A 21,327-nucleotide genomic window follows, 5' to 3' on the forward strand; every position below is an offset into this window, starting at 1 on the left:
TTCCCCGCGAGGTTCAGTGCGCGGAATCGGCCGGACTCGACCCGGCTTGCGCGTCCTACGGGTCCTACACGTCCTGCTCGTCCACCTCGCCATCCGCGGCGTCGTCCGCGGCCTCAGCGCCCTCAGCAGAGCCGGCCTTGCCGGCGGCCTCCCCGGCGGACACGGTGCCGACGGTGAATCCCTGCCATCCGGCGGCCATCGTCAGGGATGCCGGGCCGGCGGCCTCGGGCCTGTCGTCATCATCGGCGCCCACCGGACGGGCCCCCGGGGTGACGGGACGGATCGGATCGCCCATCGCCGCCGCGAGAGCCTGGGCGATCGGGTTCGAGGAGGACTTGTGGGTGCGGATCTCGGCCATGCGACCATGGTACGAGACGGCGCCGGTACCCTGTTCCCGTGACCTTTCAGCTCTACAACACCGCTTCTCACCGAACCGAGACCTTCGTCCCGCTGGTTCCCGGCGAGGTGTCGATCTACCACTGCGGGATGACGGTGCAGGGCTCCCCCCATCTGGGCCACATCCGCAAGGAGGTCGTCTTCGACGTCCTGCGACGCTGGCTGGAGCACTCCGGCTACCGGGTCACGGTGGTCGCCAATGTCACCGACATCGACGACAAGATCCTCACCAAGTCCGCCCAGCAGGGTGTTCCGTGGTGGGCGCTGGCCTACCACTTCGAGACCGAGCTGCACGAGGCCTACCACGCCCTGGGGTGCCGCCCGCCGACCTACGAGCCGCGTGCCACCGGTCACATCCCCGAGATGATCGAGCTCATCAGCACCCTCATCGACGCCAGGCACGCTTACCCGGCCGATGACGGCTCGGGGGACGTCTACTTCGATGTGCGCTCCTGGCCGCGCTACGGGGAGCTGTCGGGGATCAAGGTCGACGAGATGGCCCCGGCCGAGGACTCCGACCCGCGCGGCAAGCGCGATCCCCGGGACTTCGCGCTGTGGAAGGGCCACAAGGACTCCGAGCCCCTCACCGCCTCCTGGCAGACGCCGTGGGGCCGGGGCCGACCGGGCTGGCACCTGGAGTGCTCGGCGATGGCCGGCAAGTACCTGGGCGACGCCTTCGACATCCACGGCGGCGGGATCGACCTGCGCTTCCCCCATCACGAGAACGAGCTGGCCCAGTCGGCCGCCGCCGGGCGTCCCTTCGCCCACTACTGGATGCACAACGCCTGGGTGACGATGGCCGGGGAGAAGATGAGCAAGTCCCTGGGCAACACCGCCCGGGTCACCGAGGTCACCCGTAACCACGACCCGCGCGCCGTCCGGTACTTCCTGCTCGCCCCGCACTACCGGTCGGCGATCGAGTTCTCCCCCTCCGACGAGCAGACCCAGGGATCCCTGGACGAGGCCACCAAGGCCATCGAGCGGATCGACGGATTCCTGCGCCGCGCCGACGAGCTGGCGGCCGACTTCCCGGCCGCGGTCTCCGACGCCCAGACCGACAGCGCCACCGACACCTCGGCGCCGATCCCCCAGGAGCAGCGGTTCGCCGCCGCGATGGACGACGACCTCGGCACCCCCGGTGCGGTCGCAGCCCTCTTCGAGGCGATCAGCGCCGGCAACCGGGCGATCGGCGCCGGCGATGCCGAACAGACCGCCGTGGTCGCCGCCGGCGTCCGGCGGATGCTCGACGTCCTCGGCCTGGACCCGGACTCCGCGGAGTGGGCCGGAGTCGGCCCCGGAGCCTCCCCCGACAAGCTCGAACCGGTCGTCGACGGGCTGGTCCAGGCGATGCTCAACCAGCGAGCCGAGGCTCGCGCCCGCAAGGACTGGGCGGCCGCTGACGCCATCCGCGACACCCTGTCCGATCTCGGGCTGACTGTCGAGGACACCCAGGCCGGCGCCCGCTGGTCCCTCTGAGCGCACTCGCCCCGGGGCTCACCCTGCGGGTGGGGCCCGCACCGCAGTCCATCTCTCTCGAACCATTTCTCACCATCCCGGACCGGCACCGACATCGCGTCATCCGCATTCCGGGACCCACAACTCAGGAGGCACCATGCCTGGAAACTCACAGCGGCGAGGCGCCGGCGGGAACAAGGCCGGCAAGTTCGCCGGCAAGGGCAGCGCGGCGGGATCGGGCGGCCGGGTGAGGCGCGGTCTGCGCGGCCGCGGCCCGACCCCCCGGGCGGAGGACCGGCCCTACCACAAGGCCTACAAGGACAAGCAGCAGCGGACCACCAAGCAGCAGGGCCGTCCCGGTGCTGGTGGGTCCCGCCCGGGGTCCGGATCGGGGCAGGGTTCCCGAGGAGCCGGCCCGGAGTGGGTGATCGGCCGCAACCCGGTGCTGGAGGCCCTGCACGCAGGACTTCCGGTGCGCACCGCCTACATCGCCGAGGGGGCCGAGCACGACTCCCGACTGCGCGAGATCCTGTCCTACGCCGCCGACCACAACATGCCGATGCTCCAGACCACCCGCGGTGAGCTGGACCGGATGACCGGCGGGGCGGTCCACCAGGGCGTGGCGATCAGGATGCCCGAGTACGAGTACGCCGCCGTCGACGACCTCATCGCCGCCGGCGCCGAGTCTTCCCACGGCGGCCTCATCGTGGCCCTGGACAAGGTCACCGATCCCCGCAATCTCGGCGCCGTGATCCGCTCGGCGGCCGCCTTCGGCGCCCAGGGGGTGCTCATCCCGTCCCGGCGCTCGGCCTCGATGACCGCGGCCGCCTGGAAGTCCTCGGCCGGGGCCGCCGCCCGGGTGCCGGTGGCGATGGCCTCCAACCTCAACCAGGCTCTCGCCAAGCTGGCCAAGACCGGCTACACCATCGTCGGACTGGCCGGTGAGGCCGATGCCGACATCGCCGACACACACGGCCTGGACGGCCCGCTGGTCCTGGTGATCGGTTCGGAGGGGGAGGGAATGTCCCGCCTCACCCGCGAGCACTGCGACCAGGTGGCATCCATCCCGATCACCGGAATCGAGTCCCTGAACGCCTCGGTGGCGGCCTCCATCGCGCTCTACGAGGTCGCTCGGGCCCGCGCCTGAGACTCCCGGTTGGTCGGCCCGTGCCGGGCCCTTCGGCGGCGCGGTTTCCAGTGCGTGCGGCGCGGTTTCCGGTGCGTGCGGCGCGGTTTCCGACGAGATCTGCCACCACAGGACCCAGCAGCCGCACTATCCAGTCGCCGCGCCCCACAGGGCAGAACTCAACCCCATACCGATCCAGGACCACACGAGATCTGCCACCACAGAGCCCAGCAGCTGCACTATCCAGTCGCCGAACCCGTGATGGCAGAACTCACCAGTACCCGAGCCATCCCCACACGGGTCTGACCCCGCGGCAGACCTATTCCCAGTGGCTCACCACCACCGAGGAGCAGCGCACCCGGTGGATGCCGGGGCGGAGGGAGATACTGGCCACCGATCCCGAGGTGGCCGATATCGAGAGCGTGGAGATCCCGATGGCCACCGAGCGCTGGATCACACGTGTGACCGGCGACCGGCGACCCCCCGGCCGCGGAGGAGGACGAGGATGAGCATCACCTCACCCGGAGGCCATCGCGAACTGAGTCGCGGACTGCTGATGCTGATGGCCACCGCCACCGGCCTGTGCGTGGGAGGCAACTACCTCAACCAGCCGTTGATCGATGAGATCTCACGCCACTTCGGCGTCACCGTCTCAACCGCCGCGTCCAGCGTCACCGTCGCCCAGTTCGGCTATGCGATCGGCCTGGTGCTCTTCGTGCCGCTGGGCGACATGGTCGACCGCCGAAAACTCGCGGCCGGCCTGATCCTGCTGTCGGCAGCAGGACAGCTGGTGGCCGCCTCCTCGACGACCTTCCCCGTCATGCTGATCGGGACCGGTGCCGCCTCCGTCTTCTCAGTCGCCGCCCAGGTGCTGGTGCCCTTCGCCTCCGAACTGGCCTCCCCCGGCCGGCGGGGGGCGGCGGTCGGCACCATGATGAGCGGGTTGCTGATCGGCATCCTGGTGGCCCGGGCGGTCTCTGGCGGGTTGAGTCTGGTGGGCGGCTGGAAGACCGCCTACTGGATTCTCGGCGGTCTGCTGATCGTGATCGCCGCTCTGCTGTGGCGCCGTCTGCCGACCGTTGCGGTCCCGGAGAGCTTCAGCCTGACCCGGGTGCCGGCGTCCATGATCGATGCCTGGCGCAGGCTCCCGAAGGTCCGCTCCCGGTCGGTGATGTCGGGGCTGCTGTTCGCCTCGGTCAGCGCATGCTTCGCGACGATGACCCCCCTGCTGGCCGGCCCGCCCCACCGTCTGGGACCGGCGATGATCGGCCTGGTCGGTCTGCTCGGGGTGGTCGGAGCCCTGGCCGCCGGCCCGATCGGACGACTTGCCGACCGCGGCCTGGGCACCCAGGTGGTCGCCCTGGGAACGGGACTGCTGCTGGTCGGCTGGGGCACCCTGTGGTTCGGGTCCTCCTCGGTGCTGATGTTCGGCATCGGCTTCATCCTCACCGACTGCGGACTCCAGGCCGCCCACATCATCAATCTGTCGGTGGTCTACGCCCAGGAGCCGGCCCTGCGCTCGCGTCTCAACTCGCTGTACATGACGACCTACTTCATCGGCGGATCGGTGGGCTCGGCGGTAGCGGTGTTCCTGTGGCCGCGGTTCGGCTGGCACGGGGTGGTGCTGGCGGCGGTCGGCTTCGTGGTGGCCGCCGGGCTGGTCCTGGTCGCCGAGACCGCGAGGGATCGACGCCGTCCATCTCACCGCGACCACCCGCAGCACGACCCGTACTAGATTGTGCTGCGGCCCCACGACAGGAGATTTCCGTGCCCGACTCGACCTACCCAGAGCCCGTGAGCATCAATGAGAAGGCCGCTCCGGCATACCGGACGCTGCTGGACATCATCAGTTCCGTCGAGCCCCGGATCGCCGAGGCCACCCGCGCGGAGCTGCACGATCAGCGTCACTCCCTCAAGTTGATCGCCTCCGAGAACTACGCCTCGTTGCCGGTGCTGGCCACCATGGGCACCTGGTTCTCCGACAAGTACGCCGAGGGCACCATCGGGCACCGCTTCTACGCCGGCTGCCAGAACGTCGACACCGTCGAGGCGGTCGCCGCCGAGCACGCCTGCGAGCTGTTCGGTGCCGACCACGCCTATGTCCAGCCGCACTCGGGCATCGACGCGAACCTCACCGCCTACTGGTCGATCCTGGCCCACCATGTGGAGATGCCGGCTCTGGCCGAGTTCGGTTCCAGGACCGTCAACGACCTGTCCCAGGAGGACTGGGACACCCTGCGTCACCGGTTCAACGACCAGCGCGCGATCGGGATGAGTCTGGACGCCGGCGGTCACCTCACCCACGGATTCCGTCCGAACATCTCGGGCAAGATGTTCAACCAGCGCTCCTACGGCACCGATCCGACCACCGGACTGCTCGACTACGCGAAGGTCCGCGAGCTGGCCCTGGAGTTCAAGCCGCTGATCATCGTGGCCGGCTACTCGGCCTACCCGCGCCGGGTGAACTTCGCGAAGATGCGCGAGATCGCCGACGAGATCGGCGCTGTGCTGATGGTCGACATGGCCCACTTCGCCGGGCTGGTGGCCGGCAAGGTGTTCACCGGCGACGAGGATCCGGTGCCCCACGCCCAGGTCGTCACCACGACCACCCACAAGTCGCTGCGCGGGCCGCGCGGCGGCATGGTGCTGGTCACCAAGGAGTACGCCGACGACGTCGACCGCGGCTGCCCGATGGTGCTCGGCGGTCCGCTGGGCCATGTGATGGCCGCCAAGGCGGTGGCCCTGGCCGAGGCCCGCACCCAGACCTTCCGCGACTACGCCCAGAAGGTCGCCGACAACGCCAAGGCGCTGGCCGAGGGGCTGATGAGCCGTGGCGTGAAGCTGGTCACCAATGGCACCGACAACCACATCAACCTGCTCGACGTCACCGCCAGCTTCGGGCTGACCGGACGTCAGGCGGAGTCGGCCCTGCTGGACTCCGGCATCGTCACCAACCGCAACTCGATCCCCGCCGATCCCAATGGCGCCTGGTACACCTCGGGCGTCCGGATCGGCACCCCGGCGCTGACCTCACGCGGTTTCGGAGCCGAGGAGTTCGACCGGGTCGCGGCCCTCATCGTGGAGGCTCTCAAGGCCACCACCCCCAGGACCGCCTCCTCCGGCAAGCCGGGCAAGGCCAAGTACGTGATGGCCGACGGCGTGGCCGACAGGGTGCATGCCGAGGCCGATGAGCTGGTGGGCAACTTCCCGCTGTACCCCGGCCTGGAGCTCTGAGTCCGGGCCCCGACGCGGGCCAGCACTCCGTCTCGTCCGGCCGCATCGGTTGTGGCTCGGCGATCCTTGGTGATCGCGGGCCACAACCGATCTTCATCTGACGAGTCCTGGGAACGACCTGCCTGGATCGGGGTTGCTCAACGCGCACCTGAGGATCCTGATGTCGCCTGCCTGAGACACGGCCTCAATCACCAGACTCACGTCATCGTAAATGTCAACAATTGCCCGATCGGTCAGATTTTCATCAGATCTATTGCGCTTCTCACTTGCCACCCATAAGCTCTTCAAAAGAAGATACCGCACGAATGGTACTACTTCCGACGAAAGAAGGACGGTTGTGAACTACAAGAAGCTTGCAGGACGCACCGTTGCGGCAGCGATCTTATTCTGTGGTGTGGCAATTCCTGCGCAAGCTGCCCCAGAAACCTCGTCTCAGACCGACTCCTCGACGTCCAATATAGAACCGCGAGATTCTGGTGTTGCGCAGCCCGATGTCGTCACGTTGGAGTGCTCTCCGTGGTGATGAACCTCGGAAGTCCGGCCACGATAAGGGCCCACCTGACAGTTTTCTCGCCAAAGAGACCCGTCCTCGCCTTGGATCAAGTGTTCTATCCGGTCATCGACAGTCTTGGCCTCCGTTCGCCGATTAATGAGGGGCCACCCCGCTGGAGCTATGCCGCAGCCAGTGCAACCAGCATGTCCGCAGACATGATCGCGCTGTCTTTTCGTGCCGATATTGCACCCACGACATGCATCACAGGACCAGGCGGACAGTTCATGTCGTGCATCGTCGAGACACTGAGGATGCTCGGTATCTCACATACTCAAAGTGTGAGAATCACCGGGGATTCCCAGTTGCTCGAGGCATGGATCGGCAACTCCGGGGACACATACTGGGGTCTTTATGAGCAGCGTGATCGATGGCTCGGATGGACCGGTGGAGAATCAACATGCACAGCGTGCATCGACTCACTTCAACCTGCCCTCATGAAGTCCCTGTCAGAGTTCTTCGTTGACGCTGATGGTTTCACCTGTCACGCACAGGACAGCGAGATTTGTGTCGACATCCCAGACGATCCGGTCGCGGTGGGATGGATATTTGATTCAATCGCCTGGATCACGAGAACTTCAGACTTCTCGGTATTCCTGAGCCCAGCGACCGCATCATGAGATCAGTCATCTGCCAGAGCGGGGATTCCGCTCTGGCAGATGACTGATCACGGGCCACCCGTATCATCGTCAAGGTGAGCACCTCCCGATCACGCAGCAGGAAGAGGGGCAGGGGACGCGCGCAGTCGCGGCGGAGAGACCGGCCCACCGTGTCGCCGGCCACCGCCGCCTCGACGACGCCGGCGCACGGATCGCACGTTCAGGACCATGGGCCGCGCGATCGCCAGAGCGCGTCCGAAGCTCGTCCGGGATCGCTGGGTACACGGCAGGCACTGACGCCGGATTCCTCCGCCCCGATACTTCCGGACACCGTCACCGGCGCTGGCGAGATCGGGATCGGACTCACCCTGGCCTTCACAGCGTTGACGGCGTCCAACCCGCCCACCGCTGCAATCGTGGTGGCCCTGGGGCTGGCCACCACCGTCGGGATGTGTCACAACTACCGGACCCGTCGTGAGATGACGCGCTCCGCAATCAGGACTGCCGTGGTGCTGGGAGCCGGGCTGGCCGGCGTGGTGGCGGTGGTGGCCACCTTGTCGATGGATCTACCGGTGGGTACTGCACCCCTCATCAGCCCCGTGGTGCTGGCGGTGGTCGCCTTCGGGACCCGCTGGCTGGCCGAGCGCTCGCCGGCCCTGACCCCCTGGCACCTGATCTGCTGGCTGCTGATGGTGGCCGGCTGTCTGACGTCCTTGCTGGTTCCGCCCTCTGGCGCCCTGCTGGTCTGCGGCGTCGTGTCGGGAGCGGCGCTGCTGGTGATGGGTGTGGTCGACAACCGACGCCTCTCCCGGGCGATCGGCGCCACACCGAAGGGCCCGAAACCACCGCCGAATCCGGTCTGGGAATGGGTGCGCGACAAGGTGAAGCGCTGAGCCGAGCCGGACCTCCGTCCCCTCCCCCTCCCCGCAGTCCGGCCCGATCCTCGCACGAGGCGCCCCTTCATCAACCAGGCGCCAGCTAGATGAGGCGCTTGGCGGACGAAGAGGCGCCTCGTCGCGATCAGCGCCACCGTGACCCACTCGGCCAACGCAACCCACTCGGACCACACGGCCCACTCGGCCAACACAGCCCACGCAACCCGGACGGCCCGGACAGGTCTACCTCTCCAGGAATCTCACCAACAGATCCAGCCGGTCGAAGAGGGTCGGCACCAGGATGTGCTCGCTCACCGCGTGGGCTCCCCCGCCCATCGGCCCGAACCCGTCGACCGCGGGGATGCCCAGCGGTCCCCCGACCAGGTTCGTGTCCCCGGCGCCGGCGGCCGGACGCCCCTCGATCGTCTGCCCCAGAGCCGCCCCGGCAGCTGCGATCTCGGCCAGCAGGGCCTGACCGGAGGCTTTCGGGGCCCAGGTCGGACGATGAGTGAGGATCTCGCTGTCAATCCGGGCGCCCTCGCGGACCGGCGTCAGGGAGGTCAACCGGTCCAGCACGTAGCTCTCGCTCTGCGACTCCAGGAACCTCAGCCCGATCTCGGCCTGGGCATGGCCGGGGATCACATTGGCCCGGGCGCCACCGGAGATGATCCCGACATTGCACAGCACCTCCTTGATCCGGCTGGCCTCGGCAATCACCGGGCGCACCCCGACGAGCTGGTCGACCAGCTCGTCGATCGCCGAGATCCCGGACTCGGGATCCAGGGCGGCGTGGGCCGCCCGTCCGGTGACCGAGACCCGCAGCCGGGTGGACCCGCGTCGTCCCACCTTGAGCGCGCCGTCGGGGTGGGGACACTCGAAGCCGATGGCGCCGACGACCCCCTCGGCGGCCTGTCGGCAGATGGCCGTGCCGGTCGGCGACCCGATCTCCTCATCGCAGGTGATCACCACGCGCACCGGACGGTGGGGCCGGGACCGCAGCTTCTCCAGGGCGGTGAGGATGATCACCAGACCCGACTTCATGTCGAGGGCACCGGGTCCGCGCAGCACATCGCCGTCGTGCACCCACGGCACCTGGTCGGTCAGGGCGCCGATCGGCCAGACGGTGTCGGAGTGTCCGACCAGCAGGACCGGGTCCCCCACCCCGTCGCCCGGATCGTCGACGATGAGGTGGATGCCCGAGGAGCTGTTGATGCGCTGCAGTTCCAGCCCGATCCTCTGGAACCAGGAGACCAGCAGATCGGTGACCTTCCGGTTCGCGTCGAGATCGCGGGAGGGGCTCTCGACCCTCACCAGTTTCTCGAGCCGCTCCAGCACCTGACGGGAGTCCGGTCGGGTCTGCCAGGAGGCTCTCGCGGTCGTCTCGGCACCACCCCGGGACGCCTCCGAGCCAGGGTGGGCCGTCCCGGCACCACCTCGGGACCCCTCCGAGCCGGGGTGTGTCGTCTCGGAAACGCCTTGGGCCGTCTCAGAACCACCGTCTGTCATCTGAGAACCTCTCTTCTCATACAGATCATAAGTTGACCGCTCCCGGCACCCTCGAGATGCCGGACATCTCATCGACACCCCTGGATGTCTTGGTGATACAGAGCATAGAGAGGCCATGTGACGGTGTGATGTCGGTAACACCGATGCAACATACGAATCGTATCTTTCTCGGTATGGAGGATCTGACAGAAGTCTCACCCGCACACCAGGACCCCACCCACCCGGTGAGGCTGTACATCGGCACGCTCACCGAGGCGGCCGAGTTCGGGGAGGCGACACGCCTCTACCGGCGAACCTTCAACTACGACCTGCCCCAACTCTCCCTCAACGCGAACCTGCTGAGCGCGCTCGGACGCCACGGCGGCTCCTCGGTCGGGGTGCGCCGCGACACACCGGACGGACCGCTGGTCGGCTTCGCCTACGGCTTCGCGGCCCTGGACCCGGAGACCCACAAGCTGTTCCACTACTCCCAGGCCGCCGTCGTCGACCCGAGCATGCAGGGCGAGGGGATCGGCCGGATCCTCAAGCTCCGCCAGGCCGAGGTGGCGAGGGACTGGGGAGCCACGCACATGCGCTGGGGGTACAACCCGCTGTTCGCCCGCAACGCCCACTTCAACCTCGACTCGCTGCGCGGGGTGGGCCGCGAGTTCGTCGTCGACTACTACGGCCGCCCGCACAGCGACCGGATGATCGTCGAGTGGAACCTGTCCGAGGACGCCGACCGCTACGCCGACGAGCACGCCCTGACCGTCCCCCCTGAGCTGGCCGAGGCCGAGCCCGCCGTCGCGGTCCCCGACCAGGACGGCATCTGGATCCCGATCCCCTCCGGGGTGGTCGCCGGGGACGACTCGGAGGAGGGCACCGAACCGGTGCGCGACAGGCTCCGTCAGACCCTCTCGGAGGTGATGGGATCGGGTATGGTCCTGGTCTCCTGCCGCCGGCTCGGGGACTCCCTGTCGGTCTACCGGGCCGTCGAGAGCCGCGGGGGCGCGCTGTGAGCCAGTCCGGCGAAGGGGGTCTCAGTACCGATTCCGGCCGGGGACCCTCCAGCCCCCGAGACCGGATGCTGAGGCTGCGCCCCAATGTCAGCGCCGAGGCCCTCCAGGCCCATCTGGTCGACGCCGAGCGGGCCTCTCTGGAGAGCACCTTCGCCACCCTGGCCGCCGACTCCAGCCTGTCGCGGGCCGCCGCGCTCATCCTGGCCTCGCGACGCAAGTACATCGCCGGGGCCGGGAAGTCGGCGGCCTACGCGGCCCTGCTCAACGCCGATCTGGCCGCCACCCTGCCCAATGTGATGCTCATCGGCGCCGGGCTGAGCGCCACCGATGTACTGAGCGACGTCCGCTCCTCCGACGTCTGCGTGGTCTTCAGCGTGCGCCGCTACCGCGCCGAGACGGTCCGCCTGGGTCGTCTCTTCGCGAGCTCCGGAGGCCATCTGGTGGTCGTCACCGACGATCCCCGGGCACCTCTGGCTAGCAGCGCCAGTGCCCTCATCCTGGTCGACACCGGATCGGCCTCCTACGCCGACTCCCCCACCGCGATGGCCGCCGTCTGCCATCTGCTGAGTTCCCTGGCCAGCGCCTCCGCGAAGGGGGCCAGACGCCGTCTGGCCAATCGCGACGTCGTCACCGCCGAGCTGGGCCTCTACTGGGACGAGAGCTCCGACAGCCTCGAACCCGACGCCGACGGCACGCCTCCGATCATCCATTCCCCCACCGAGGAGAGCGAGAGCATCTCATGAGAATCACCCGAGCACGACTCTTCGAGGTCCGGCTGCCGCTGGTCCACCGGTTCCGGACCAGCTCCCACGCCAAGTCCACCCTCGACCACATCCTCGTGGAGTTCACCGGCGCCGACGGCCAGGTCGGCTGGGGGGAGATCGCCTCCCCGGCCGGCCCCTTCTACTGCCCCGAGACCACCACGACGGCCTGGGACACCACCATCGCGTTCCTGCTGCCGACCGTGCTGGACGCCGACTGGGACCACCCCGAGCAGGTCGACGACCTGTGGCAGCGGGTCCGCGGCCACCGGTTCGCCAAGGCCGGGCTGGTCGGGGCGGCCTGGGACCTGTGGTGCCGGACCCATGAGGTCTCGCTGGCCGCCAGTCTGGGCGGCACCCGCACCAAGGTGCGCGCCGGCGTCTCACTGGGCATCGAGGCCACCATCGACGACCTGCTCGAGCAGGTCGAGCACCAGGTGGCGGCCGGCTACCACCGGGTCAAGCTCAAGATCTCCCACGGCTGGGACCTGGAACCCGTGCGGGCGGTGCGTTCGGCCTACCCCGACCTGGATCTCCACGTCGACGCCAACGGGGTCTACACCGACGACGACGAGACGATGGCCCACCTGGCCGAGCTGGACGCCTTCGGCCTGACCATGATCGAGCAGCCCTTCGCACCGCGCGACCTGCTGGGTCATGCCCGCCTCCAGCAGCGGATCGCCACCGACGTGTGCCTCGACGAGTCGGTCGAGGACCTCTTCGACCTGGAACTGATGATCTCCCTGAAGGCCGGCCGGGTGCTCAACATCAAGGTCTCCCGGATGGGCGGGCTCACCGTCGCCCGGGCCGCCCACGAGATGGCCCGCAACGCCGGGATCCCGGTGTGGTGCGGTGGGATGCACGAGTTCGGGATCGGGCGCGCGGCCAATGTCGCGATCTCCTCGCTGCCGGGATTCACCCTGCCCTCCGACGTCTCCGGGTCGGACAAGTACTACGCCCGCGACGTCATCATCCCGCCGGTGATCGCCGAGGACGGCTGGGTCCAGGTGCCCACCGCCCCCGGGCTGGGCCACCAGATCGACCTCGAGCAGATCACCTCGAACACCCTGCGGACCTTCGACAGCGCCCAGTCCTGAGATCCTGGCCAGCCCTGAGATCCTGGCCGGAATCGACCGGGATCGGCCGGCCAGACTCAGTCCGCGCTGTGGACCAGGGCGGTGGCGATCGCCGCCACCCCCTCGCCCCGGCCGGTCAGGCCGAGGTGATCGGTGGTGGTCGCCGAGACCGAGACCGGGGCGCCGACGGTTTCCGAGAGCACCTGCTGGGCCTCCAGACGCCGGGCCGCCATCCGCGGCCGGTTGCCGATCACCTGGACCGCGACATTGCCCACCCGCCATCCGGCCTCGGCGAGGATCCGCACCGTCTCGGCAAGCAGTGCGACGCCGGCGGCACCGGCCCACTCGGGACGGTCGGTGCCGAAGGTCGACCCGAGGTCGCCCAGACCGGCGGCCGACAGCAGGGCGTCGCAGATGGCGTGGGCGGCTACGTCACCGTCCGAGTGACCCGCCAGCCCGGCCGGTTCATCGGGGAAGGACAACCCGGCCAGGTGCATCCCCACGCCATCCACCAGCTGGTGGACGTCGGTGCCGATGCCGGTACGGATCTGCGGGATCATCCGCGACGCCGGTGGGAGGGCCGCGGGTCCATCCGGCTCAGCACCCGCCGGACCCGACGTCCGGAGTGGTGGCCCGCTCCCGCGGTGGCCTTGACCAGGGTCTCGGCGATGTCCAGATCCATCGGCTCGGTGATCTTCAGGGCCATCCGGGACCCCTCGATGAGACTCACCCGGTACCCGTACCGTTCGCAGCAGCTCACATCGTCGGTGACCTCGCCGCCCTCGGCGTGCAGCCTGCGGTGGCACTCGGTGATCACCTCGCGGTCGAATCCCTGCGGGGTCTGCACCGCACGCAGGGTGGACCGGTCGATCACCTCCGAGACGTCGCCGTCGATCTGGCGGATGGTGTCGACCACCGGCACCACCGGCGTCACCGCGACCGCCCCGTCCTCCAGTGCGGCGAGCACCTGCTTGACGACATAGGCGGGCACCAGGGGGCGCACGGCGTCATGGATGAGGACCTTCCGGGCCTTCGACAGCCGGGTGCTGGCATCGATGAGCTGGAGGCCGTTGTGCACCGACTCCTGGCGACTCGACCCGCCGGTCGCGAACCGCACCGGGATCGGCGAGGCCGCCAGGGCCAGCCGGAAGTGGTTGTGCATGCCGTCCTTGACGACCACCACCGCGTCAGTGCACCCGCCGGCGGCCATCGACTCCACGGCGACCGCCACCACGGCCTTGCCGGTGAGCTCCTGGACCTGTTTGGGCACCGGACCGCCGAATCTGGTGCCGAGGCCGGCGGCCATCACGAGCGCGACCACGGGTTCTGACATGATCGTGACTCTATCGTCGCGGCGGCTAGCCTGGCGGCGTGATCGACGACCCGGGGGAGACGCAGATGTCACCAGCCGTCACGGCTCCGTTCCTCATCATCAACGTGAAGGCCTACCTGTACGGCGATCAGGCCCTGAGGCTCGCTCGGATCGCCGACGGCCTGAGCCGCGATGCCGACGTCGACATCATGTTCGCCGTTCAGCACGCCGACATCCGGCTCATCGCCGAGCACACCGACAGGCTCATCGTCGTCGCACAGCACATGGACCCCATCGCACCCGGACGCGGGATGGGACACATCCTGCCCGAGTCACTCGCGGCGGCGGGGGCGCGCGCCGTGATTCTCAACCATGCCGAGCACCCGCTCACCGTCGCCGATCTGGACGCCGATCTGGTGCGCGCCCGCGAGGTCGGCCTCAGCACCGTTGTCTGCGCCGACTCCATCGCCCAGTGCCAGATGATCGCACGGCTGGGACCCGACGTCATGATCTGCGAACCCTCCTCGCAGATCGGCAAGGGCACGCTCACCACTGACGACTACATCCGGGACTCCACGACCGCCGTCAAGGAGGTCGATCCCTCCATCATGGTGCTCCAGGGAGCGGGCGTGTCCACCGGCGAGGACGTGGCCAGGGTGCTTGCGCTGGGAGCTGACGCCTCGGGCGGCACCAGCGGCATCGTGTGCGCCCCGGACTGGAGCGGCACCGTCTCGGAGATGCTGATTCCGCTGCGAGCCGAGAAGGATCGCAGAAGCCAGTCCGCGCCACCCTCAGGGCCTCCCCTGCAGCACCTCCGATAAGGGGCCTCCGACAGTGGCACGATGTGCGCGACGCTCCCGTCGGGCATCAAGGGACGTCGGAGACGCTGAGTGTCATGACCAGCAACGAGAACGGCTCCGGACCAGGGCGTGGCCGATGGATCTCCGCCCGGCAGCCCTGGTACCGCGGCACCTCTCTGCTCATACAGTGAGAGCCCGCAGACACATGACCGATGGCCGCGAAGGAATGCGATGGCGCGCAGAAGCAGGGACGAGCACCTCATCCAGGTGCTGCACGTCGCCGAGATGTACTACTTCGAGCAGATGACCCAGTCGGCGATCGCCGACCGGCTGTCGCTGAGTCGCTGGACGGTGGGACGGATGTTGGAGTCGGCCCGCGAGTCGGGCCTGGTGCACATCACCATCGACCATCCGCTGGCCCGCCACCACCGTCTGGAGGTGGAGCTCGCCAGCCGCTTCGGGCTGGCCAAGGCGGTCGTCGTCCCCACCCAGGCGCGCCCCGAGAGCACCCTGGACGTCATCGCCTCGGCCGCCGCCGACCGTCTCACCATGCTGCGTCCGGCCCCCTCCGTGATCGGGGTGAGCTGGGGCCGCACCCTCGCCCAGGTCGCCCGGCACCTGCACCCCGGATGGGCCCACGACATCACCGTCGTGCAGACCAATGGCGGGGTGGCGATCACCCGCAACGACCTGGTCGGGCGGTCGGTGGTGCGGATCGCCGAACTGGGACGGGGACGGGCGATCACCCTGCAGGCCCCCACCATCCTGGGGTCGGCCGAACTGTGCTCCATGCTGCGCGCCGACGCCGCGGTGGCGCGCACCCTGCAGATGGCCTCCCACGCGGACCTGCTGATCTACTCCCCCGGACCGCCCGACGCCGGTTCAGTGCTGGTCGGGTCGGGACACCTGAGCGCCGACGACATGACCAGACTGCGCGCTGCCGGCGGGCGGGCCGATGTGATGAGCCACGTGGTGGACTCCACGGGGGCCCCGGTCGACCCGGATCTGGACGCCCGCACCCTCTCGATGGATCTGGACGCCGTCCGCAGCGCCCCCCGGGTGATCGCGGTGGCCGCCGGGATGGAGAAGGCCGAGGCCACCGGGGCCGCCCTGGCCGGGGGCCTGTGCACCGAGGTGGTCACCGACTCCGAGGTCGCCGAGGCCATCCTGTCCTGATCCCCCGCCCCCTGGGGAGCGACCGCCACCTACTCCGGCCTGCCCACCGGGCTGGGCCTGATTCCCCGCCCCCGGGGAGCGACTCTGCGACCCCGCTCTCCCCGGCCACCCCGGAAAAGCTGCTCAGACCCCGCATTACCCAACAAATGACCTCTTGATCCCACATCTGTGCAGGACGCTGTCACAGCGGGACAGCGGGAAGGCCGCAGCATTAGCGTCGAACCATCGGTTCGACCCGGTCCGCCTCAGCATCGTCGCTGGCCGCGCCGAACAGCACCGGGCACCACCATCCCGGATCACATCACGGCGACGCACACCGGACGGCAGACCGTCCCCCAGCTGTGTGCGCCCTCAGGAGAAGGAGAATCATGGCGAAGATTGCAGTACTCGGCGCGGGGATCATGGCGACGGCCCTCACCTTCCCGGCCGCCGACAACGGCAACGTCATCAACCTCATCGGCACCCACCTCGATGACGAGATCATCGACTCCATCAAGGCCGACGGCACCCACCCGGTGCTCGGCCTCAAGGTCCCCGAGACCGTCAAGGCCTTCTACTTCACCGAGGCGGCCGAGGCCGTCAAGGACGCCGACATCATCATGAGCGGGGTCAACTCCTTCGGCGTCGAGTGGGCCGGCGAGCAGCTGGCCAAGCTGGCCCGTCCCGGCCAGATCATCCTGTCGATCACCAAGGGGATGCGCGCCGACGAGGACGGCACCCTCCACATCCTCCCCGACGTCCTCAAGGCCAAGATGGGTCCGCTGGCCGACCAGGTCGACTGGGCGGCCATCGTCGGCCCGTCCATCGCCGGCGAGCTCGCCGTCCACCACCTCACCTGCGTCACCTTCTGCGCCGAGAAGCAGGAGATCGCCGAGAAGCTGGCCGCGCTGTACCGCACCGACTACTACCACGTGTGGACCTCCACCGACTTCATCGGCAACGAGGTCGGCTCCTGCATGAAGAACATCTTCGCCTTCGGCGGCGGATTCGCCCCCGGCATGCTCAAGAAGATGGGCAAGGAGAACGACAAGTACGTCATGTACAACTACGCCGCCGCGCTGTTCGGCGAGGGCGCCCGCGAGCTCAAGCAGATGGTCGTGCTGATGGGCGGGGACCCGCTGGTCACCGAGAACCTCGGCGGCGTCGGCGACATGTTCGTCACCACGATGGGCGGGCGCAATGTGCGCGCCGGCACCTACGTCGGCGAGGGCGTGCCCTTCTCCGAGATCCGCAACGTCAAGATGAAGGGGGTCACCCTCGAGGGTGTCGCCGCCATCGGCGTGGTCGGCGAGGCCGTCGAGAAGCTGACCGACCGCGGCGTCATCTCCGCCGACGACTTCCCGCTGGTCCGCGCCCTCTACCGGATCGTCGCCCACGACGCCCCGCTGGATCTGCCGTGGAGCACCTTCTTCGGCGGGGAGCGCTGACCCTCCAACCCACCGGCCGGATCTCGCCAGGGGCGGCATGTCTCTGGTGAGATCGTCCGGTCCACAATAGGGTCTGCGAGGTGACCGCGACTCACGGTCGCCTCGGCCCCATCGGGCGACGCAGGTCCGCCTGCACATGAGTGCAGACTGGGTCAGGAAATATTCACAGGCGGCGATCCTCTCACCGAGAATTGCCACCGCCGGAGTCGGGGTGTGCTACGCATCCCGCATGCGTGAGGATGCCCCACCCGGAGCAGCCTTCACCGATCAAAGGAGACGGACAGAATGGTCAGCAAGAAGGTTCTGGTCTGCTGTGGCACCGGTATCGCCACATCAGTGCAAGTTGCCAACAAGCTTCAGCGCCTGCTGAAGGACCGCGGCATCAACGCGACGATGAAGGAGTGCAAGGCGGTGGAGGTTCCGGCCCAGACCGCAGCGTTCAAGCCCGACGCCATCGTCTCGACCACCGTCGTCAAGTCCCCCGCGGAGGGCATCAAGGTCTACCGCGGAGTCGCATTCCTCACCGGCGTCGGCGCCGACAAGCTCGCCGACGAGATCGCAGCAGATCTCAAGGGCTGAGTCCAGCCCACCGCAGCGGAGCCGCCACTAGCCCTGGCAGCACCACTGTCCACACATGAAAAAGGGTCCCCGGCCCTAGCCCGGCCGAGGACCCTCATGACAGAAGAAAGAACCTTCCATCATGGGAACAGTCACTACCGTCATCCAGTACATCTTGGGTCTGGGCGCCAGTGTGGTCCTACCGATCATTATATTCCTGCTCAGCCTGTTCTTCCGGATGAAGCCCGGCAAGGCCATCCGCGCAGCGCTGACGATCGGCATCGGATTCATCGGCATCAACCTCGTCATCGGCCTGCTCGGCAGCACGCTGGGGCCCGCCGCCCAGCGCATGATCGAGAACACCGGCCTCAACCTGCCGATCATCGACGCCGGCTGGCCGGTCGCCGCGGCGATCTCCTTCGGCACCGCGAAGGTGGTGCCGTGGATCTTCGTCCTCGGCATCGCCATCAACCTCGCCATGATCGGCCTGAGGTGGACCACCACCCTCAACGTCGACATGTGGAACTTCTGGCACTTCATCTTCTCGTCGGCCTTCGTCTACATCGCGACCGGCAACTTCTGGCTCGGCCTGGCGGTCGGCCTCATCACCCTGGTCATCGTCCTCAAGCTGGCCGACATCTGCGCGCCGATCATCCAGGACTACTACAAGATCCCCGGCGTCACGACGGCCCACACCGACACCGTCTCGTGGGCCCCGGTCGGCTGGTGCATCAACAAGGTCCTCGACCACGTCCCCGGCTTCCGACACAACAAGATGACCCCGGACTACGTCCAGGAGAAGTTCGGCTCGTGGGCCGAGCCGATGGTGATGGGCACCATCCTCGGTGGCGTCATCGGTCTGCTGGCCTACTTCCCCGACCTCACCGGGGGCGCCTGGGGCAGCGGCATCAAGGGGATCGTCACGGTGGCCATCTCGATGGGCGCCGTGATGCTCCTGCTGCCGCGCATGGTGGCCCTGCTGATGGAGGGACTCATCCCGCTGTCGGACTCCGCCCAGGAGTGGATCAAGGCCCGCTACCCCGACCGTGAGCTCAACATCGGGCTGGACGCCGCCATCCTGGTCGGCTACCCGGCCAACATGTCGGTGGCCATCATCCTGGTCCCGATCACCCTGGCCCTCGGCGTCCTGATGAGCTACGCCCACCTCAACCAGATGCTGCCCTTCACCGACCTCGCCGACACCCCGTTCTTCGCCGTCTGGGCGACGACATGGTGCCGGGGCAATATCGCCAGAGGCACCGTGATCGGCACCTTCTTCGTCGCCTGCATGCTCACCATCGGCACCTTCATGGCGCCGGCCACCACGATCCTCGCCCACCAGGCGAACTTCACCATCCCGCAGGGCGCCAGCCAGATCTCCTCGATCGACTCGGGGGCCCACCTGATCGCATACTTCTTCGCCTTCTTCTTCGTCTTCGGACAGGCGAAGGCCTACGGCACCGCGTTCATCGTCTTCAGCATCATCCTGCTCACCATCGCCGTGGTCTGCTACGTCGTCTTCTTCGCCCACGTGCTGCGCGGCGGCAAGCCGGGCATGGAGGACCGCGAGCGGTACATGACCAAGGAGGAGCTGCAGGCCGAGGCCGAGGCCGCCGAGGCGGGGTGGTGACCGATGGTTGAGTCCATGCTCGACATGACCCTGGGTCACTGGTGGCGGTCCGTGATCGCCTTCTACCTGGCCCACTTCACCTGGATCGTCGTTCCACTGGTGGCCTGGATGGCGGTCATCGTCATCGCTCACCGGGTCATCAAGGACGCCAAGCAGGCCATGCGGGCGACCCTCATCGCGATGCCCAACGGCCGGATCGCCCCGGAGAAGGTGCTGCGCAAGCGGTTGCTCCCGGTGATCCGCGAGCGGGCCGCCCAGCACCGCTGGATGCCCGCCGGTCCCGGAGGCATCTGGATCCGGCGCTGCCGCCCAGACGATGTGGTCGCCCAGATGACGAAACTGCCGAACTACCTCATCCGGTTCCGCGACCAGCAGTTCGGGACCTCGGCCGGGCGTCGTCGCCGGTCCCTGGCCCGCTGACGGCGTCTGTTGCGAACCGCGTGTTCTGCACCTCAACCCCAGCACTTCCAAGGAAACTGATCATCATGTCCGAAGCTCCCCGTTTCATCGTCGTCGATGCCGACACCGACTCCCAGAGCGAGCTGTACGCCACCGTCAACTCCCGGCTGCTCGAGGAGGAGGCGGTCCGCGACTCCTTCCTGGACGCCGTGAGCGCCCGCGAGAAGAAGTACCCGACCGGCCTCGACTTCGGCCACTGCCAGGTGGCCATCCCCCACATCGACCCCGAGCACGTCATCACCCCCGGGGTCCTGGTCTGCCGCAACGCCCAGCAGACGCCGTTCCGGGCGATGGACGATCCCGACCGGGAGCTGTCGGTGCGGCTGTCGATCTGGCCCCTGGTCACCGACCCGCACAACCAGATGGACATGCTCGGGGCCGTGATCTCGCTGCTCCAGGAGGACTCCTCCTGCCAGCGTCTGCTCACCGCCGACCCCACCGAGCTGCCCGAGATCCTGGCCGGCGTCCTGAAGGCCGTCGGCCAGCAGGAGTGAACGCCACAACACCGCTGGCATGAGCTCCCGGAACAGACAGGCCGAGGGCCCCACGGATGTCCGTGGGGCCCTCGGCCGTATCAGTTGTTCAGTACGAGTTCGTACCGGGAGCTGCCGCTCAGCTCAGGAGGCCAGAACCTCGTCGAGCATCTCCTCGGCCTTGCCCTCCTCGACCTTCTCGGCGAGCGCGAGCTCGGAGACGAGAATCTGACGAGCCTTGGAGAGCATCCGCTTCTCACCGGCAGACAGGCCGCGATCGCGCTCACGACGCCACAGGTCGCGAACCACCTCGGAGACCTTGATGATGTTGCCGCTGTGGAGCTTCTCGGTGTTGGCCTTGTACCGGCGGGACCAGTTGGTGGGCTCCTCGACCTGCGTCTTGCGCAGCACGTCGAAGACCTTCTCGAGGCCCTTCTCGTCCACGACGTCACGAACACCGACGAGATCCAGGTTGCACGCCGGCACCCTGACAACCAGGTCGTTCTGTCCGATGATCCTCAGAACGAGGTACAGCTTCTCCTCGCCCTTGATGGTCCGGGTCTCGAGATCCTCGATGACCGCCGCCCCGTGATTGGGATAAACAACCGTTTCGCCGACGTTAAAAGTCATGTACGCAACCCCTTTCAAGGGTCGATTCTACCATGAGAATGCCCTGAGAGGAAGATGTCGCACCTAGTCACCGGCGACTCCACCCTATACCGAGGAGTTGACTTCCGGCCAAATCTGTGGGTCGCGGCCTGTCGCGGACCGGTATTGCCGCGCTGACTAGGTGTGGGACGCCGCGTCCTTGACGGCGGCCCGCTGCTGGCGACCGGGCGCCGGGACGGGCGGGCGCCGACGGCGTTCGTGGTCGGAGACCGGCTCGTCGGGCGGTCCTCCGGCAGGCTGCGGGCCG

21 protein-coding genes are annotated in these 21,327 nt (G+C 68.1%); 16 read left to right on the top strand and 5 right to left on the bottom strand.

Annotated features, from left to right (window positions below; genetic code table 11):
* Positions 1–64 precede the first annotated feature (64 nt).
* Positions 65–358, bottom strand: coding sequence for a hypothetical protein (locus tag H590_RS18340; protein WP_036981631.1), 294 nt, complete (start codon positions 356–358; stop codon positions 65–67).
* A 38-nt stretch (positions 359–396) separates the two neighbouring features.
* Here H590_RS18340 and cysS point away from each other — a divergent pair, with 38 nt between their 5' ends.
* The 6 genes from cysS to H590_RS0108035 all read left to right on the top strand — a co-directional run bounded on the left by cysS (position 397) and on the right by H590_RS0108035 (position 8,253).
* A complete protein-coding gene (gene cysS, locus H590_RS0108005) occupies positions 397–1,872 on the top strand; it encodes a cysteine--tRNA ligase (protein WP_028703152.1) in 1,476 nt (491 codons plus the stop codon).
* Between the two features lie 136 nt (positions 1,873–2,008).
* A complete protein-coding gene (gene rlmB, locus H590_RS0108010; RefSeq protein WP_028703153.1) occupies positions 2,009–2,998 on the top strand; it encodes a 23S rRNA (guanosine(2251)-2'-O)-methyltransferase RlmB in 990 nt (329 codons plus the stop codon).
* A 484-nt stretch (positions 2,999–3,482) separates the two neighbouring features.
* Positions 3,483–4,712 (top strand): MFS transporter, encoded by a 1,230-nt coding sequence (locus H590_RS15610; protein ID WP_051238311.1) that lies wholly within the window; start codon positions 3,483–3,485, stop codon positions 4,710–4,712.
* 32 nt (positions 4,713–4,744) lie between these two features.
* Entirely contained in the window at positions 4,745–6,211 is a 1,467-nt protein-coding gene (locus H590_RS0108025) for a glycine hydroxymethyltransferase (protein ID WP_028703154.1), read from the top strand.
* 516 nt (positions 6,212–6,727) lie between these two features.
* Positions 6,728–7,381: a hypothetical protein gene (locus H590_RS18345; RefSeq protein WP_126412843.1), complete on the top strand. Its 654-nt coding sequence runs from the start codon at positions 6,728–6,730 to the stop codon at positions 7,379–7,381.
* Positions 7,382–7,743: 362 nt separating this feature from the next.
* The gene (locus H590_RS0108035; protein WP_154655314.1) at positions 7,744–8,253 is read left to right on the top strand and encodes a hypothetical protein; all 510 of its coding nucleotides are present in this window, start codon (positions 7,744–7,746) and stop codon (positions 8,251–8,253) included.
* A gap of 225 nt (positions 8,254–8,478) precedes the next feature.
* Here H590_RS0108035 and H590_RS0108040 read toward each other — a convergent pair whose 3' ends face one another.
* Positions 8,479–9,570, bottom strand: coding sequence for a M20/M25/M40 family metallo-hydrolase (locus tag H590_RS0108040; protein WP_028703157.1), 1,092 nt, complete (start codon positions 9,568–9,570; stop codon positions 8,479–8,481).
* 344 nt (positions 9,571–9,914) lie between these two features.
* Here H590_RS0108040 and H590_RS17310 point away from each other — a divergent pair, with 344 nt between their 5' ends.
* The 3 genes from H590_RS17310 (at position 9,915) to menC (ending at position 12,597) form a co-directional block, all read left to right on the top strand.
* Positions 9,915–10,739, top strand: coding sequence for a hypothetical protein (locus tag H590_RS17310; protein WP_126412840.1), 825 nt, complete (start codon positions 9,915–9,917; stop codon positions 10,737–10,739).
* A 65-nt stretch (positions 10,740–10,804) separates the two neighbouring features.
* On the top strand, positions 10,805–11,482 hold the full coding sequence (locus H590_RS15620) for a MurR/RpiR family transcriptional regulator (RefSeq protein ID WP_071161723.1): 678 nt from the start codon (positions 10,805–10,807) through the stop codon (positions 11,480–11,482).
* Positions 11,479–12,597 carry an o-succinylbenzoate synthase gene (menC, locus tag H590_RS0108055; protein ID WP_028703158.1) on the top strand — a complete coding sequence of 373 codons (1,119 nt, stop codon included), beginning with the start codon at positions 11,479–11,481 and terminating at the stop codon, positions 12,595–12,597. Before H590_RS15620 ends, menC begins: the two co-directional genes overlap by 4 nt.
* A gap of 56 nt (positions 12,598–12,653) precedes the next feature.
* On the opposite strand, the gene ispF is transcribed toward menC, so the two are convergent.
* Both ispF and ispD read right to left on the bottom strand, forming a co-directional pair.
* A complete protein-coding gene (ispF, locus tag H590_RS0108060; protein ID WP_036981634.1) occupies positions 12,654–13,136 on the bottom strand; it encodes a 2-C-methyl-D-erythritol 2,4-cyclodiphosphate synthase in 483 nt (160 codons plus the stop codon).
* A complete protein-coding gene (gene ispD / locus H590_RS0108065) occupies positions 13,133–13,909 on the bottom strand; it encodes a 2-C-methyl-D-erythritol 4-phosphate cytidylyltransferase (RefSeq protein ID WP_036981636.1) in 777 nt (258 codons plus the stop codon). The genes ispF and ispD overlap by 4 nt, the downstream gene beginning before the upstream one ends.
* Before the next feature lie 38 nt (positions 13,910–13,947).
* Here ispD and H590_RS15625 point away from each other — a divergent pair, with 38 nt between their 5' ends.
* From H590_RS15625 to H590_RS0108100, 7 genes are all read left to right on the top strand, one after another.
* Entirely contained in the window at positions 13,948–14,709 is a 762-nt protein-coding gene (locus H590_RS15625; RefSeq protein ID WP_232020939.1) for a triose-phosphate isomerase, read from the top strand.
* Between the two features lie 210 nt (positions 14,710–14,919).
* Positions 14,920–15,864 carry a sugar-binding transcriptional regulator gene (locus H590_RS0108075; RefSeq protein ID WP_028703161.1) on the top strand — a complete coding sequence of 315 codons (945 nt, stop codon included), beginning with the start codon at positions 14,920–14,922 and terminating at the stop codon, positions 15,862–15,864.
* Between the two features lie 368 nt (positions 15,865–16,232).
* Positions 16,233–17,291: an NAD(P)H-dependent glycerol-3-phosphate dehydrogenase gene (locus tag H590_RS0108080; protein ID WP_028703162.1), complete on the top strand. Its 1,059-nt coding sequence runs from the start codon at positions 16,233–16,235 to the stop codon at positions 17,289–17,291.
* A gap of 285 nt (positions 17,292–17,576) precedes the next feature.
* Entirely contained in the window at positions 17,577–17,870 is a 294-nt protein-coding gene (locus tag H590_RS0108085) for a PTS sugar transporter subunit IIB (protein ID WP_028703163.1), read from the top strand.
* Between the two features lie 121 nt (positions 17,871–17,991).
* Entirely contained in the window at positions 17,992–19,479 is a 1,488-nt protein-coding gene (locus H590_RS0108090) for a PTS galactitol transporter subunit IIC (protein WP_028703164.1), read from the top strand.
* Between the two features lie 3 nt (positions 19,480–19,482).
* Positions 19,483–19,899: a hypothetical protein gene (locus tag H590_RS0108095; protein WP_036981638.1), complete on the top strand. Its 417-nt coding sequence runs from the start codon at positions 19,483–19,485 to the stop codon at positions 19,897–19,899.
* Positions 19,900–19,964: 65 nt separating this feature from the next.
* The gene (locus H590_RS0108100; protein ID WP_028703166.1) at positions 19,965–20,432 is read left to right on the top strand and encodes a PTS sugar transporter subunit IIA; all 468 of its coding nucleotides are present in this window, start codon (positions 19,965–19,967) and stop codon (positions 20,430–20,432) included.
* Positions 20,433–20,555: 123 nt separating this feature from the next.
* Here the strand turns inward: H590_RS0108100 and H590_RS0108105 are convergent, their stop codons facing one another.
* Complete coding sequence (locus tag H590_RS0108105) at positions 20,556–21,041, bottom strand: CarD family transcriptional regulator (RefSeq protein ID WP_028703167.1); 486 nt, start codon at positions 21,039–21,041, stop codon at positions 20,556–20,558.
* Positions 21,042–21,327 lie beyond the last annotated feature (286 nt).

Origin of the sequence: Acidipropionibacterium jensenii DSM 20535 (assembly GCF_000425285.1) — a bacterium.
GTDB lineage: Bacteria > Actinomycetota > Actinomycetes > Propionibacteriales > Propionibacteriaceae > Acidipropionibacterium > Acidipropionibacterium jensenii.